Here is a 15,511-nt window from a genome sequence, read left to right as displayed (position 1 = left end):
TTTTTTCAAATCATAACCACCCGTTTGACGGGTGGTTTGTACCAGGGCTATAAGCCCAAATTACCAGCCAGCGCCTAAAGACGCTGGCTTTCACGTTGTTCAAGCCTCATTGCTCTTGACTCGTCACTTGCCTCTTAAAGAGGCGTGAGTATTACTTACCACTATCCCTAAAGGGATCCTCATATTCTTTCATACTTAATTTATCTAGTGCTATATCATGCTTTTCCTGATCTTGTATGTATTTCCTTATCGTGGCTTCATTAAGCCCTACTGTACTCATATAATAACCTTCCGCCCAGAAATGTCGATTTCCAAACTTGTACTTGAGGTTGGCGTGTTTGTCAAACATCATGAGTGCACTTTTACCCTTTAAATAACCCATGAAACTAGAAACACTTATCCTTGGTGGAATACTGACTAACACATGTACATGATCTGGCATCAAGTGTCCTTCGATAATTTCAACTCCTTTATAACTACACAAACGATGAAATATTTCACCTAAACTACTCCGATATTGATTATAGATGACTTTTCGTCTATACTTAGGGGGAACACAATGTGATACTTACAGTGCCACTTTGTGTGTGATAAACTATGAGACTTTTGTATCATGGTTTTCTCCTTTCGCTTTACAATTGGCTTGAACACCTTTATTGTCTCGCACCTAACGGAGCGAGACGGACTGAAAGTCACATAATAAAAGAAACTCAAATACAGAATCGTATTTGAGTTTCTTAATTCAATGACATTATTTGCCAGTTTTTCTGTTTTTGTTCAAAAAAACAAGACGTATGTATTGACAACGCTTTCATTTTTTTGTTATAACATAGTTGTAAATTATTAAGATTCTTAATCAAAAAATATAGAGAGGAGGATTTTTGATTATGAATAAAAAAATAAAAATGGTGAGTGTTGCATTACTTAGTACAGTAATATTGAATATAGCACTTACAGAAGGTGTTTCAGTTGTTCATGCTAATGAGGTGGTTTCAGCGACAAAACTTGGAAATACTTTTAAAGATTTATCGGAAGAATCTATTTTATTAATTTTAAAAGCAGTAGATGAAATGCCACAAGGAATGTTGGAAAGAGGGAATCAGGAAGAAATTGATAAATATATGCTTAGTAAAGGTATAGATTTAAAATTTGATAATGAAGTACAGTTCAGAGACTTTTGGGGATGTGTCGGTGCAGTTGCTTGGGCAGTAGGATCTGCTGCTGTTGGTATTGGTATGCTTGTTAAAATTAAACAATTTATAGCAGCAGTAGGAGGTATCAAGGCAGCCGCTTCTGCTTTAATATCCATTGCTGAATCTGGAGCTAATTACGACAATATTACAAAATTCGGATATGCTGTAGTTGACATGGGATCTACTATTTTGGGAATTAAGGCAATTAGTGATAACTGTTTTGAATAAGAAATACAATATAGTTTTATTTTTATTATTTATAGTCTATTTGTTTGGGTACTTCTCAATTTCAAAAAATTTAATTCCTATAATGTGTGTGATCCAAATATTTTTGTTAGAAAATATATTTAAATCTCAAAATAAGCTTATCCAAATAGGTAAAATTATAGTTATTATTGCTTCTATAATATTATTTATTGATAGTATACTAAATTAAGAGTCTGAGAACTATTTTGTCTCAGACTCTTTTTGTTTAAATACTTTTTCCTGGTAGGAGGGAAACTGGTAAGAAATAACCGGTTGTGGCAACTTCTTTTCCTTCGATTTTTTGAAGTAGTAAATCAACTGTCAGGCGAGCAATTTCTTCCAAGGGTTGTTTAATGGTAGTAAGGTGAGGATAGAAATTCTCGATAAAATAAGTTCCATCGTAACCAATAACCTTGAGTTGTTCTGGAACAGAGATACCAAGTTCCTGAGCAATCTTCATAACCAAGATGGCTGTTAAATCGTCTGATGCGAAAATAGCATCTGGTTTTTGTTTGGTTAGGATAGTTTTGATTTCCATTTCTTTTCGAAGGGGTGAAAAGTCACTGGAAACATTGATAATGGGAGCCTTGGGTAAGATTGAAGCAAAACCAGCATGGCGAAGTCCAGTTGGTGAATTGGAGTTATCATTACCTGTAATCATAATGACAGACTTAGCTCCAGTTTTCGCTAAAGTTTGAGCTGCAAGGACTCCACCAGCATAGTTATCAGAGGAAACGACAGGAATGTCTGGTGATAGGTTTCGGTCAAAAGAAATAATTGGAGCTGTTACGCGATTGTAGTCTTCAATCCCTAAGTTATGGCTACCAGAGATAATGCCGTCCACTTGGTTGGCTTCTAGCATTTCAAGATATTCACGTTCTTTTTCCGAATCGTGCTCACTGTTACAGATGATTGTCTTGTAGCCTTTTTTGAAGAGTTCGTGTTCCAATTTGTCAATCAATTCAGCATAGAAAACATGGCTGATTTTTGGGAAAATCAACCCAATTAACTTGGCTGATTTCCCTTGGAGGCTACGAGCTAGGTTGTTGGGTTTATAACCCAACTCCCGCATAGCTTCATTGACCTTTTGAATAGTTTTTTCAGACAGATAACCTTTTTTATTGATAACACGTGAAACAGTAGTAGGGCTGACGCCAGCTAATTTTGCGACATCAGTTAGTTTTGCGACCATATTCTAATTCGTAGTATGTTCCAGTTGGGTTTCCAGATTTAATGAGGATTCCATTTTGATCTTCATGAGGGAAGACACGACCAGAAAATACTTTTTCTCCTTTATTGATGAAAATTTCAAAGACTGAATTATCGATGAAGATATTTACAGTAGTAGCTTGGTTGTCGATTGAACATGAGCGAGTAGTTCCAAATTCTTGAGCATATTGCTCACCTGCTTGACTGCGGTCAACAGTAACTTGACCATTGACAAGGTCAAAATTGATGGAGAGTCCCTTACCGTCTTTATCTGCAAGAAGAACGATTTCACTTTGACTATTAACTGCTAAGTTAAGTTCGAGTTCGTAGGTGTTTTTGGTTTCAGAACGATTTGAAAACTCCTCTTTTGAGGTACGGAGTTCTTTGATAGCAGCTACAGGATACTGATAGAGTTTGCCATCTTTAATGGTTAATTCTTTGACCAATGAGAAAGTCCCTTGGTGATCAAAACGATCAGATGGATAAGACACATCTGGCAAACCAAGCCAACTAACAGCAAGAGCGCGTCCATCAGGGGCATTGAAGGCTTGAGTGGCATATGCTTCGAAACCATAGTCTAGATTGTGTAGTTCAGAAACATCTACCATACGTGCATTTTCAGGATCAAAGGAAGCACCAATTTTATACATATTTGGATAGATATTGTCATAGTCAAGAACCTTTTTATCCAAACCTTGTGGGCAGTAGAGAAGGACAGGTTGTTCTCCGACAAAGACAAGATTTGGGCACTCCATCATATAGGCAGTGCGGTCATTGTTGAAGTCCAAATCACCAACTTCTTGCCAGTTTGTATAATCGTTATCGACTGCTTTGTAGAGACGGACAAATCCTTTTTTCTCCAGGTCTTGTCCACCAACGATTGCGTAGTATTGTCCTTTAAAGTTAAAAATCTGTGGATCGCGGAAGTGGTCAGTAGCATCAGCAGGTTGATCAATCAAAACTTTGTCAATTTTTTCAATCTTACCGTCCTTATCCATCAAGGCACCAATCTGATAAGGGTGGCGAACCCAGTTTTCATCACGGACATTTCCTGTATAGAAAAGGAACAATTGGTTGCCAAATTGCATAGCAGATCCAGAGTAAGCGCCGTGGCTATCCAGTGGAGTATCAGGCAAGATTTTAACACCTGTTTCAGTAAAGTGCACCAAATCGTCACTCTCAAGTTGAACCCAAGATTTCAAGCCGTGGGCTGCTCCAAAGGGGAAGTTTTGGTAAAAGACAATCCACTTACCATCAAAATAAGAAAAACCGTTTGGATCGTTGAGAAGTCCTTCCTTTGGTTCAATGTGATAGCTGACATGCCATGGGGATTGCGCCATCTTTTCTTGGATTTCTTTTCTTTCTTCTTGTGTCCAATCTTCATAACGTCTGTAACGACGTTCAGTAGTCCATTCCATTTCTATTTCCTCCATAAATTCTACTATCTTAATAGTAAACGTTTCCTTATAAAAAAGCAAGTCTTTTACACTAAATTAAAGAAAAAAATGTCAAACGATTGACAGAATCTAGGAACGTAATTTTATGAAAAATGATGAAAATATGGAAGTTTTTGAAAACTTTAAAGTAAAAACCTTGATTTTAGAGGGTGTTATGGCTGTGTTGATGAAAAAAATAGCAAAAACAATCAAAAAATAAAAAATAGCAAAATTTTTTCTGCAAAACGCTTGACATATTTTTAAAACGTGATAGAATAATATTCGTGAGGCGAGTAAAATCGCTTTCAAACAAGAACAAATTTTTTTATAAGGAGATTTTTGCAAATGACCAATACAGAAATTGCAAAAAAAGTCATCGAAGCCTTGGGTGGACGTGAGAACGTTAACAGTGTAGCCCACTGTGCGACTCGCCTTCGTGTTATGGTGAAAGATGAAGCGAAGATCAACAAAGATGCTATCGAGAACTTGGAAAAAGTTCAAGGTGCTTTCTTTAACTCAGGTCAATACCAAATCATTTTTGGTACAGGTACAGTAAACAAGATGTACGACGAAGTCGTAGCTCTTGGTTTGCCAACGACATCTAAGGATGAGATGAAGGCAGAAGCTGCTAAACAAGGAAATTGGTTCCAACGTGCCATCCGTACTTTTGGTGACGTCTTTGTTCCAATCATTCCAGTTATCGTAGCAACTGGTCTCTTCATGGGTGTTCGTGGTCTCTTGAATGCTCTTGGAATGACACTTCCAGAAGATGTGACAACTTACACTCAAATCTTGACTGACACAGCCTTCATCATCTTGCCAGGTTTGGTTGTTTGGTCAACCTTCCGTGTATTCGGTGGTAACCCAGCCGTTGGTATCGTTCTTGGTATGATGCTCGTTTCTGGTTCACTTCCAAATGCCTGGGCTGTTGCGTCTGGTGGTGAAGTAACTGCAATGCAGTTCTTCGGATTTATCCCAGTTGTAGGTTTGCAAGGTTCAGTTCTTCCAGCCTTCATTATCGGGGTTGTCGGAGCTAAGTTTGAAAAAGCAGTTCGCAAGGTTGTTCCAGATGTACTTGACCTCTTGGTAACACCGTTCGTAACACTCCTTGTAATGTCGATTCTTGGATTGTTTGTTATCGGACCAGTCTTCCACGTTGTTGAAAACTACATCCTCATTGGAACTAAAGCAATTCTTAACTTGCCATTCGGACTTGGTGGTTTCTTGATTGGTGGAGTTCACCAATTAATCGTCGTATCAGGTGTTCACCACATCTTCAACTTGCTTGAAGTTCAATTGCTTGCTGCTGACCATGCTAACCCATTCAACGCTATCATCACAGCTGCCATGACTGCTCAAGGTGCTGCGACAGTAGCCGTTGGTGTGAAAACTAAAAATCCTAAACTTAAAACACTTGCTTTCCCAGCTGCTCTTTCTGCCTTCCTAGGTATTACTGAGCCTGCTATCTTCGGGGTTAACTTGCGTTTCCGTAAACCATTCTTCCTTTCATTGATTGCTGGTGCAATCGGTGGTGGATTGGCATCTATCCTTGGACTTGCTGGTACTGGTAATGGTATCACAATCATCCCTGGTACAATGCTTTACATTGGTAACGGACAACTTCCACAATACCTTCTTATGGTAGCTGTATCATTCGCTCTTGGTTTTGCTCTTACTTACATGTTTGGTTATGAAGATGAAGCAGAAGTGGCTTCAGAAGCTACAACTGAACGTTTGGCTGACGAAGCAGTAACTGGTACTGTTGTTGCACCTAGCGAAGGTGTCATCCAAACACCAATCGTTGGTGACGTCGTTGCTCTTTCAGACGTTAATGACCCAGTCTTCTCAAGTGGAGCTATGGGACAAGGTATCGCTGTAAAACCTAGTCAAGATGTTGTTTATGCACCAGCTGATGCTGAAGTGACAATCGTCTTCCCAACAGGACATGCTTATGGTTTGAAAACTGCAAACGGAGCTGAAATCTTGATCCACGTGGGTATCGACACTGTTTCAATGAACGGTGAAGGATTTGACCAAAAAGTTGCTCAAGGTGACAAGGTTAAAGCTGGAGATGTTCTTGGAACATTTGACTCAGCTAAGATTGCTGCTGCAGGCCTTGATAATACAACAATGGTTATCGTGACAAACACTGCAGACTTTGCTTCAGTAAATCCAGTTGCTTCTGGATCAGTTGCTAAGGGAGATGCAATCATCGAAGTTAAAGCTTAATACTCTTCGAAAATCAAATTCAAACTGCGTCATACTCGCTTTGCCGTATGTATGTGTTACTGACTTCGTCAGTTCTATCTACAACCTCAAAGCCGTGCTTTGAGCAATCCACAGCTCGATTCCTAGTTTGTTCTTTGATTTTCATTGAGTACACTACTTTCGATTTAATAGATCAAAAAACGAACAAATGTCATGTTTGTTCGTTTTTGATTGAATCTTAAAATTTACAGAGGAAAAACTAAAATATAGGGCAACTTTCCTCCTTGAAATATGCTATAATAGAGAAAATAAAAACTAGAGGTTTATCATGACAAAATTATACGGAAGCTTGGAAGCGGGCGGTACAAAATTTGTCTGTGCTGTCGGTGATGAAAACTTTAACATTGTAGAAAAAACACAATTTCCAACAACAACTCCTATCGAGACAATCGATAAAACCATCGAGTTCTTTTCAAAATTTGATAATCTTGCAGGTCTTGCAATTGGTTCATTTGGTCCCATTGATATTGACAAAAACTCAAAGACTTATGGCTTTATCACAACAACTCCAAAACCTCACTGGGCAAATGTGGACTTGCTTGGTGCCCTCCGTCGCGCTCTAAACGTTCCAATGTACTTCACAACAGACGTAAACAGTTCTGCCTACGGTGAAGTAGTAGCACGTAATAACGCAGGTGGACGAATCGAAAACTTGGTTTACTACACAATCGGTACAGGTATCGGAGCTGGTGTTATCCAACGTGGTGAGTTTATCGGTGGCGTGGGTCACCCTGAGATGGGACACTACTATGTGGCTAAACACCCAATGGATATTGAAAAAGAATTCAACGGTGTTTGTCCTTTCCACAAAGGATGTTTGGAAGGCTTTGCGGCTGGTCCAAGCTTAGAAGCTCGTACAGGAATTCGTGGTGAAAACATCGAACTTAACAACTCTGTATGGGATGTTCAAGCCTACTATATCGCTCAAGCAGCAGTAAACGCAACTGTAACTTTCCGTCCAGACGTTATCGTATTTGGTGGTGGGGTTATGGCCCAACAACACATGCTTGACCGTGTGCGTGAGAAATTCACATCCTTACTCAATGGTTACCTACCAGTTCCGGATGTACGCGACTATATCGTGACACCAGCTGTTGCAGGTAATGGTTCGGCTACACTTGGAAACTTCGTTCTTGCTAAGAGCGTAGCAAAATAAGTAAAAAAAATGAGGTCGAGATTTATCTCGGCCTCTTTCTTTAGTCTTTTTCAATTTTCGTTTCCTGATGGAATATATTTTGCCAAGTTTCATGTCTGCGCCAGATACTTGTATGGATGGTGTCACCAATCTGATAGCGGATGAGTTTTGTCTTCTGACTAATGGAGGTCAAGTGAAGTTCCTTGATAGCAGAGGTTAGTTCTTTTTGCTCCTTATAGGATTCCTTGTCTAGTTCTTGTCCGTCTTGGCGAATATAAATAAAATCTTCAGCCAGTAATTCTTCCAATTGATTTCCTTGGTCAATTAGTTGCTCTCTCATGAGCAATTTTTTATAGACATTATCTAGAATTTCATCTTCAGGAATCGGTGCTGGTTCGATATGAATATCGGTATCAAAGACGCCAAAGCGTTCTGATAACATGGATTCAACCTGATCTGCAATTTTGTGACTTTCGAAAACGGAGAGGTCTGGATTCATCTCGAGAGTAATGTCTAGATAAATATTACTTCCATAAGTACGACCCCGTTGTGATTTGACCTTGCTAATCTTAGGGATTTCCATGATAGCCTTTTGGTAATCTTCGAGCAAGTGCTCATCAAAACCATCTGAAAGGCTGAAGGATGACTCGATAAAGATATCGTAGGCAGTTTTGAGGATAAAGAAGGTGATAACGATGGCAACCAATTTATCCACGAGAGGGAAGTTAAAACTGCTGGCTAGGATGGCGATGGTGGTTCCAAGTGAGGTGACGGCATCTGATAGATTGTCCTTGGCAGCTGCTTTCAGTGCCTTAGACTTGGATTGCTTGCTGAGGTGAGTGTTGTAGAGATAGACTCCAAACATAATCACTGCAGAAATCACTCCCAAAATCGCTCCCAGTGGATCAATCACAGTTTCTTCGCGACTGATAATCTTTTGAATCGTATCGCGAAGAACATCAAAACCAACATAGAACATGATGATGGAAGTGATGAGACTTGCCAAGTCCTCGATTTTCCAGTGACCGAAGCGATGTTCTCTATCTGCTGGTTGGCGAGCCAAACGAATCCCGATGAGGAGGGCAACATTTCCGATGATATCAGAAACGTTGTTGAAACCATCCGCCACCAAACTGGACGAGTGAAGGAGGTGGCCCGCTGCTAACTTAGCTGCTGACAAGAAAAGGTAGGTCAAGATGCTAATAATAGCACCTCGCTCAGCTAATTTCAAGTTTGAAACTGATTGATTCATCTGACTCTCTTCCTAGAATTTTTGTATTCTATCATTATACTGGTTTTGTAAGGAAAATTCAAATGGAGTGGTTGGGGAGATTTGCATTGATTCAACAGATTTTTTGATTGAAATATGATAGAATATAAAGTAATCATAATTTTAGAGAGAGTTTTCCATGACCCAAAAACAAATCACAGATAGAATGATTCGCATTGGTTTGATTGTGCTACCATTTTTTATTTTTTATGGATATAGATTGATGAAAGGCTTTGAATATCCAGTCGTAGATGATATCATGGTCAATCAAACCATACTATCTGGTGATAATATGTTGCTCCCTTACATTGGGATTATGTTGTCATCTGCTTTAGTATTCCTTCAGCAATTGTTTACAACTTGGAATGTTTATTTTATTTTCCTAGCCCTTAGTTTTTGCTTGAGCTTTAGTGTATACTTGGATTCTTTTTTCAGGAAGAAACTTTATTTTGTTCTTCCCCTACTTGTTATACTTCAAATGATTTTGATGAAGTATTTCTCGTTTTCAGTAATTGCTTATTTGTTGTCTACAGCAGGGATACTTTTATTATTCGATAGAAAACACATCGTAGGAGCTCTGTTGTCTCTGATTGGATTGTCGATTAGACCGCAAATCATTGCCAGTTTATTGCTACTTTTACTGCCGTTTCTAGTTTTTGAAGTAATCAAAGAGAAAAAGAAAAAAGAGCTTTTCGTATTATCTGCTCTTATTTTACTTATCTTTGCTTCTAATAAAGTTTACACCTTAACGAAACCAGATGTTCAAGAATACCTAACTTGGAATACTCTGAGTACCAATTTGAGAGATTTCCCTGCAATTGATTATGAGAAGCATGCCAAGGAATTTCAGGAATTGGGGGTCAGTGAAAACGACTTATCTGCTTCAACCTACTGGTTATTTGCTGAAAAAGATGCTTTGAACAATGAGTTGTTAACAAAAATTCAATCCGTACGTTCTTTCTCTGAGAAGTACTCCTTTAATGTATTTCAGATGGTGAAAGATTATTTCCAAAACATTATTTTGACAACCTTTCTTCTTGTTATGGTTGGCTGGTTTTTGTTCTTCAAGCCTAAGAAAGTCTATGGCTGGTTACTCCCGCTTGTTCCATTTGCACTCATCGGTGCACTATTTGTTAGGCAGAGAGTAGTAGAACGTGTTTATATCCCGATTATCGTTAGCTTTTTAATCTTTTTCGTCTACTATGCGCCCTTATTTTACAATAAGCGTAAACTGTTGAAAGAAAGAGGAATTTTTTATAGTCTACAACTTGTAGGAATGCTGGCGAGTATGGCCTGGGTAAATAGTGTGGGACAAGAACTTTACTGGTTCCCAATCATTCAATCATCCATGATATCAGAGTATCATGATGTAGTGGAAAAACATTCTGATAAATTGCTTGTTTTTGGCGGTTATGGAACACTTGTCAATTCTCAACCAAGCTTGGCTACGATTAGAATGAAGCCTGATCAGTTAATTGAAAATACAACAACCTTAGGTAATTGGCAAACTTTTTCGCCACATTACTATCAATTAATGGAAAACTACAATGTGGAGGACCCTAGTAATCTTCTTTCATCGGCTTTAGATAAGGAGAACATCCTATTCTTTTGGTCACCTTCCTCAGGAAATATGGATCGGGTCAAAAAAATTATGAAAGAACATTACCAGAAAGATATTTATTTTGAAGAAGTTGAGTTGGTCACTTCTGATATGAATCTTTATCGACTAAGAACAGGAGAAGATAGATAGGATGAAAAAGCGCATAGGTTACCTAGATATGGCTAAGGGGCTAGCGATTATACTTGTTATTATAGGGCATAGCAGTTTTGTGCCTCTTGGTGCAAAAATACTCCTCTATGTTTTTCATATCCCCTTATTTTTCTTCTTGTCAGGTTTTACTTTAAATGTCACTAAATACAAAACATTTAAGGAATATTTTCTTAGCAAGGTGAAAAGTTTGGTCGTTCCCTTTTTTTGCCTGAATATTTTTGTTTTTCTCTTTCAACTCTTTGTCATGTATCCTGAACAAGTGTTTAGTTTTAATCTTATTCATTTTACTAAACAGTTATTGTTGTCAGACCGCTTGCATGTTTATTTTCAGTTATGGTTTCTGAATGTCATGTTTTTAGCACATGTTTTTAGTTACTTTATTCTCAGAAAAAAATGGACCATTATCCAATGGTTTTTGATTAGTGTATCACTCTTGCTTCTAGTCATTTTAGGGCAAAAAATCTATGCTTGGCATTTTTATCTTATCTGGAATATTGACCTGGTCCCTGTAGCCATTATCTTTACACTCTTAGGTGTCGGAGTGAGAAAATATTTAGCGCAGATGGAAAAGTTTTTTGCAATTTATTATTTGCCGCTTGCCTTATTGCTAACTATATTTGTTGGTAGGTTGAACTATCATTGGAGTGGGAAACAGATTGTTGATCTTTACTATCAACAGATTGGAAACCATCTCTTGTTTTACATTGCTGCAATTTCAGGTATATGGTCCACCCTCATATTCTTTAAGTCAATTCCTGAAATGACTCTCTTGAAATCAATCGGTCAAAGAACCTTGATTTACTATGGTGTCCATGCCCCGATTGTTTTAGTATTGGTAGAAAAATTAGTTTTACAATTATCTACAAGATATACCGGTATTTTTGTGAATGCCTATATTACAACAAGTGTTGTGACAATATTGACTTTGGTAGGGTGTGAATTGATTGTCAGAGTATTTAGAGGGACTAATTTCCCTTTTGGATTTAAGAGGTTAGGAGACAAAAATGAGTAGAAATAATCCGATTTTATATATCGTGATTCCATGTTATAACGAAGAGCAGGTATTGCCTCATACTAACCCAATGTTTGTGGGAAAAATAGAGGAGCTTGTGAAAAATCAAGAGGTTCATCCAAATAGTAAGGTCATGTATGTGAATGATGGCAGTAAGGATAAAACTTGGGAACTTATCCAAGAATATGCTTCATCGAATCCATTTGTTGTAGGTATTTCTCAAAGTCGAAACCGTGGTCATCAAAGTAGTGTTCTTGCTGGGATGTACGAAGCTGCAGAATTTGCGGATATCGTGATTACCATTGACGCAGATGGTCAAGATGATATTGATTGTATGAATCAGATGATTGCTGAATATAAGTCAGGTTCAGAGATTGTCTACGGCGTTCGTGATAACCGAGAGACAGATTCGGCTTTTAAACGTATTACAGCAGAGGGGTTCTATAAGGTGATGCAACTATTTGGAGCGGATGTCGTTTTTAATCATGCTGACTATCGTTTAGTCTCCAAACGTTTTATTCATGAACTTGCTAAATTTAAAGAAGTAAACTTATTTCTTCGAGGCATTATGCCTCTTGTAGGGTTTAAGTATTCCTACGTGACTTATAAACGCCATGAGCGGATTGCTGGTGAGAGTCACTATCCACTCTCTAAAATGCTTGGTCTAGCTATGGATGGAATTACTAGCTTATCGATTAAACCAATCCATTTGATTACTAGCTTGGGAGTTATGACTTCACTGTTTAGTTTTTTGTTGATCATCTGGGTTTTGTGGAGCAAATTTGTTGGTACAGTAGTAGCTGGATGGGCCAGTACCTACGCCATTGTAAGCTTACTTGGCGGGGTTCAACTCATTAGTCTTGGTGTAATTGGGGAATATATCGGAAAAATCTATCTAGAAACGAAACAACGTCCAAGATATATTATCAGCGACCGCACCTATGATGAGAATAATGACTAACTCCACTCCAACACTTGAAAACTTTTGAAAATCTGTTATAATAGAACTACTCAAGGGAGTAGCTGGCGGTTAACCGCGATAGTGTCGTCATTCCGAATTATTTCCGGCACTATATTAAACAGCGAGACTTGTTTTTTTAAAAAACAGGTCTCTTTTTTTGTAAAAAGAGGCCAAAAAGGAGGAGACTGTTTTGTCAAAAGAACAAAATAAAGATTTGTTTTACACGCAATCTTCTGAGGAGGTCCTAAAGAATTTGGACTCATCTGTCGAAGGTTTGTCAACTGCTCAAGCTCAAGAACGCTTAGCGACTTATGGTCGTAATGAGTTAGAAGAGGGCGAAAAACGTAGCCTGCTAGCTAAATTCCTAGATCAATTTAAGGATTTGATGATCATCATCTTGCTAGCGGCAGCGGCACTTTCTGTCATTACAGAAGGAATGGACGGTTTAACAGATGCCATTATCATCTTGGCCGTAGTTGTTCTTAATGCAGCCTTTGGTGTTTACCAAGAAGGTCAAGCAGAAGCAGCAATTGAAGCTCTGAAAAACATGTCTAGCCCGATGGCTCGTGTTCGTCGTGATGGTCATGTCATTGAGATCGACTCAAAAGAATTGGTACCTGGAGATATCGTCTTGCTTGAAGCGGGAGATGTGGTGCCTGCCGATATGCGTTTGCTTGAAGCGGCGTCTCTTAAAATCGAAGAAGCTGCTCTTACTGGTGAATCTGTACCAGTTGAAAAAGATATTACTCAAGTAGTAGAAGCAGATGCTGGTATTGGGGACCGCGTTAATATGGGTTACCAAAACTCGAACGTAACTTACGGTCGTGGTATTGGTGTCGTGACTAACACTGGTATGTATACTGAAGTTGGTAAGATTGCGGATATGTTGGCCAATGCCGATGAGACAGAAACACCATTGAAGCAAAGCTTGGAACAATTATCTAAGGCCTTGACTTACTTAATCGTTGTGATTGCGATTATCACTTTCTTGGTTGGTGTCTTCGTCCGTGGGGAACATCCATTAGAAGGTTTGATGGTTGCAGTAGCCCTTGCGGTTGCGGCGATTCCAGAAGGTCTCCCTGCCATTGTAACCATCGTTCTCTCTTTGGGAACAACAACCCTTGCCAAACGTAATTCAATCGTTCGTAAATTACCAGCGGTTGAAACACTTGGTTCAACAGAAATCATCGCATCTGATAAAACAGGTACCTTGACCATGAACCAAATGACGGTTGAAAAAGTCTATACTAATGGTCAATTGCAAAGCTCAGCAGCTGAGATTGCTGCTAGCAACAATACCCTTCGCATCATGAACTTTGCCAATGATACCAAGGTGGACCCATCTGGTAAGCTGATTGGTGATCCAACGGAGACAGCACTTGTACAGTTTGGTTTGGACCACAACTTTGATGTTCGTGAAGTCTTGAAGGATGAGCCACGTGTAGCTGAATTGCCATTTGACTCAGACCGTAAACTCATGTCTACCATTCATAAGGAAGCAGACGGTTCTTACTTTATCGCTGTCAAGGGTGCGCCTGACCAATTGCTCAAGCGCGTGACTCGTATTGAAGTCAATGGGGAAGTTCGCCCAATCACAGAAGAAGATAAAAATGCTATCCTTGCAACCAACAAAGACTTGGCTAAACAAGCCCTCCGTGTCTTGATGATGGCTTACAAGACAAGTAACGAAATTCCAACCTTGGAATCTGAAATTGTTGAATCTGACCTCATCTTCTCTGGTTTGGTCGGCATGATTGACCCTGAGCGCCCAGAAGCTGCAGAAGCTGTTCGTGTTGCTAAGGAAGCGGGTATCCGTCCAATCATGATTACGGGTGACCACCAAGATACAGCGGAAGCTATTGCCAAACGTCTTGGAATCATCGATCCAAATGATACAGAAGACCATGTCTTCACTGGAGCTGAGTTGAATGAACTCACTGATGAAGAATTCCAAAAGGTCTTCAAACAATACTCTGTTTACGCTCGTGTATCACCTGAGCACAAGGTTCGTATTGTGAAAGCATGGCAAAAAGAAGGTAAGGTTGTTGCCATGACAGGTGACGGGGTTAATGACGCGCCATCACTTAAGACAGCTGATATCGGTATCGGTATGGGGATTACTGGTACAGAGGTTTCTAAGGGTGCTTCTGATATGGTCCTTGCCGATGACAACTTTGCAACCATTATCGTAGCGGTAGAAGAAGGACGTAAGGTCTTCTCAAATATCCAAAAATCAATTCAATACCTCTTGTCTGCCAATATGGCTGAGGTCTTCACTATCTTCTTTGCAACCCTATTTGGTTGGGATGTGCTTCAACCAGTGCATTTGCTATGGATTAACCTGGTAACAGATACGCTTCCAGCTATCGCTCTTGGGGTTGAACCAGCTGAGCCAGGCGTTATGACTCACAAACCTCGTGGACGTAAGTCTAACTTCTTTGATGGTGGTGTCTTCGGAGCAATCATTTATCAAGGAATCTTCCAAACCATGCTAGTTCTAGGTGTTTATGGTTGGGCTCTTCTCTTCCCAGAGCACCAAAGTCATACTGAAATCCATGCGGATGCCCTTACCATGGCTTTTGCAACTCTCGGTTTGATCCAATTGCTCCATGCCTTTAACGTTAAGTCGGTTTACCAATCTATCTTTAAAGTGGGACTCTTTACCAACAAGACCTTTAACTGGTCTATCCCAGTTGCCTTCGTCCTCTTTGTGGTGACAATTTTGGTTCCTGGATTTAACAGTCTCTTCCACGTGTCACACTTGAGTTTGACTCAATGGATGGTTGTTGCCGTAGGAGCGCTTATGATTGTAGTCCTTGTTGAGATTGTCAAAGCAATCCAACGAGCACTTGGAAAAGATAAAAACGCTATTTAAGCATTATGGGCTCATTGTCAACTGTAGTGGGTTGAATAAAAACTAACATCTGGAGAGGACAATTGATGTCCTCTTCATTTTTATATTCAGAGCGATGAAAATTCGTTTCTTAAAGTTGTCAAAGTTCCGAAATCC

The 15,511-nt window shown here is 39.3% G+C and carries 10 protein-coding genes and 1 pseudogene; 7 read left to right on the top strand and 4 right to left on the bottom strand.

Going from position 1 to position 15,511, the window contains the following annotated elements; translation table 11 throughout:
* Positions 1-151: 151 nt before the first annotated feature.
* A pseudogene (gene tnpA, locus QM917_RS00055) lies at positions 152-615 on the bottom strand (IS200/IS605 family transposase).
* 272 nt (positions 616-887) lie between these two features.
* On the opposite strand from tnpA, the gene QM917_RS00050 reads away from it, so the two are divergent.
* A complete protein-coding gene (locus QM917_RS00050) occupies positions 888-1,421 on the top strand; it encodes a hypothetical protein (RefSeq protein WP_075231433.1) in 534 nt (177 codons plus the stop codon).
* Positions 1,422-1,665: 244 nt separating this feature from the next.
* Here QM917_RS00050 and QM917_RS00045 read toward each other — a convergent pair whose 3' ends face one another.
* Both QM917_RS00045 and QM917_RS00040 read right to left on the bottom strand, forming a co-directional pair.
* A complete protein-coding gene (locus QM917_RS00045; RefSeq protein WP_414274066.1) occupies positions 1,666-2,631 on the bottom strand; it encodes a LacI family DNA-binding transcriptional regulator in 966 nt (321 codons plus the stop codon).
* The gene (locus tag QM917_RS00040) at positions 2,612-4,066 is read right to left on the bottom strand and encodes a sucrose-6-phosphate hydrolase (protein ID WP_414274065.1); all 1,455 of its coding nucleotides are present in this window, start codon (positions 4,064-4,066) and stop codon (positions 2,612-2,614) included. The genes QM917_RS00045 and QM917_RS00040 overlap by 20 nt, the downstream gene beginning before the upstream one ends.
* A 363-nt stretch (positions 4,067-4,429) precedes the next feature.
* Between QM917_RS00040 and QM917_RS00035 the strand changes: the two genes are divergently transcribed.
* Positions 4,430-6,313 (top strand): sucrose-specific PTS transporter subunit IIBC, encoded by a 1,884-nt coding sequence (locus QM917_RS00035; protein ID WP_414275775.1) that lies wholly within the window; start codon positions 4,430-4,432, stop codon positions 6,311-6,313.
* Positions 6,314-6,620: 307 nt separating this feature from the next.
* A complete protein-coding gene (scrK, locus tag QM917_RS00030) occupies positions 6,621-7,508 on the top strand; it encodes a fructokinase ScrK (protein ID WP_371607603.1) in 888 nt (295 codons plus the stop codon).
* 40 nt (positions 7,509-7,548) lie between these two features.
* Here scrK and QM917_RS00025 read toward each other — a convergent pair whose 3' ends face one another.
* On the bottom strand, positions 7,549-8,739 hold the full coding sequence (locus QM917_RS00025; protein ID WP_414284206.1) for a cation diffusion facilitator family transporter: 1,191 nt from the start codon (positions 8,737-8,739) through the stop codon (positions 7,549-7,551).
* Positions 8,740-8,896: 157 nt separating this feature from the next.
* On the opposite strand from QM917_RS00025, the gene QM917_RS00020 reads away from it, so the two are divergent.
* The 4 genes from QM917_RS00020 to QM917_RS00005 all read left to right on the top strand — a co-directional run bounded on the left by QM917_RS00020 (position 8,897) and on the right by QM917_RS00005 (position 15,376).
* Positions 8,897-10,507 (top strand): hypothetical protein, encoded by a 1,611-nt coding sequence (locus tag QM917_RS00020; protein WP_414275777.1) that lies wholly within the window; start codon positions 8,897-8,899, stop codon positions 10,505-10,507.
* Position 10,508: 1 nt separating this feature from the next.
* A complete protein-coding gene (locus QM917_RS00015; RefSeq protein ID WP_049527994.1) occupies positions 10,509-11,540 on the top strand; it encodes an acyltransferase family protein in 1,032 nt (343 codons plus the stop codon).
* Positions 11,533-12,501 carry a glycosyltransferase family 2 protein gene (locus tag QM917_RS00010; protein ID WP_414284204.1) on the top strand — a complete coding sequence of 323 codons (969 nt, stop codon included), beginning with the start codon at positions 11,533-11,535 and terminating at the stop codon, positions 12,499-12,501. The genes QM917_RS00015 and QM917_RS00010 overlap by 8 nt, the downstream gene beginning before the upstream one ends.
* 190 nt (positions 12,502-12,691) lie before the next feature.
* Positions 12,692-15,376 (top strand): cation-translocating P-type ATPase, encoded by a 2,685-nt coding sequence (locus tag QM917_RS00005; RefSeq protein WP_414284202.1) that lies wholly within the window; start codon positions 12,692-12,694, stop codon positions 15,374-15,376.
* Positions 15,377-15,511: the final 135 nt, after the last annotated feature.

Source organism: Streptococcus infantis (genome assembly GCF_047460685.1).
Classification (GTDB): Bacteria; Bacillota; Bacilli; order Lactobacillales; family Streptococcaceae; genus Streptococcus; species Streptococcus infantis_AD.
This window is presented reverse-complemented; position numbering and strand designations above follow the sequence as displayed.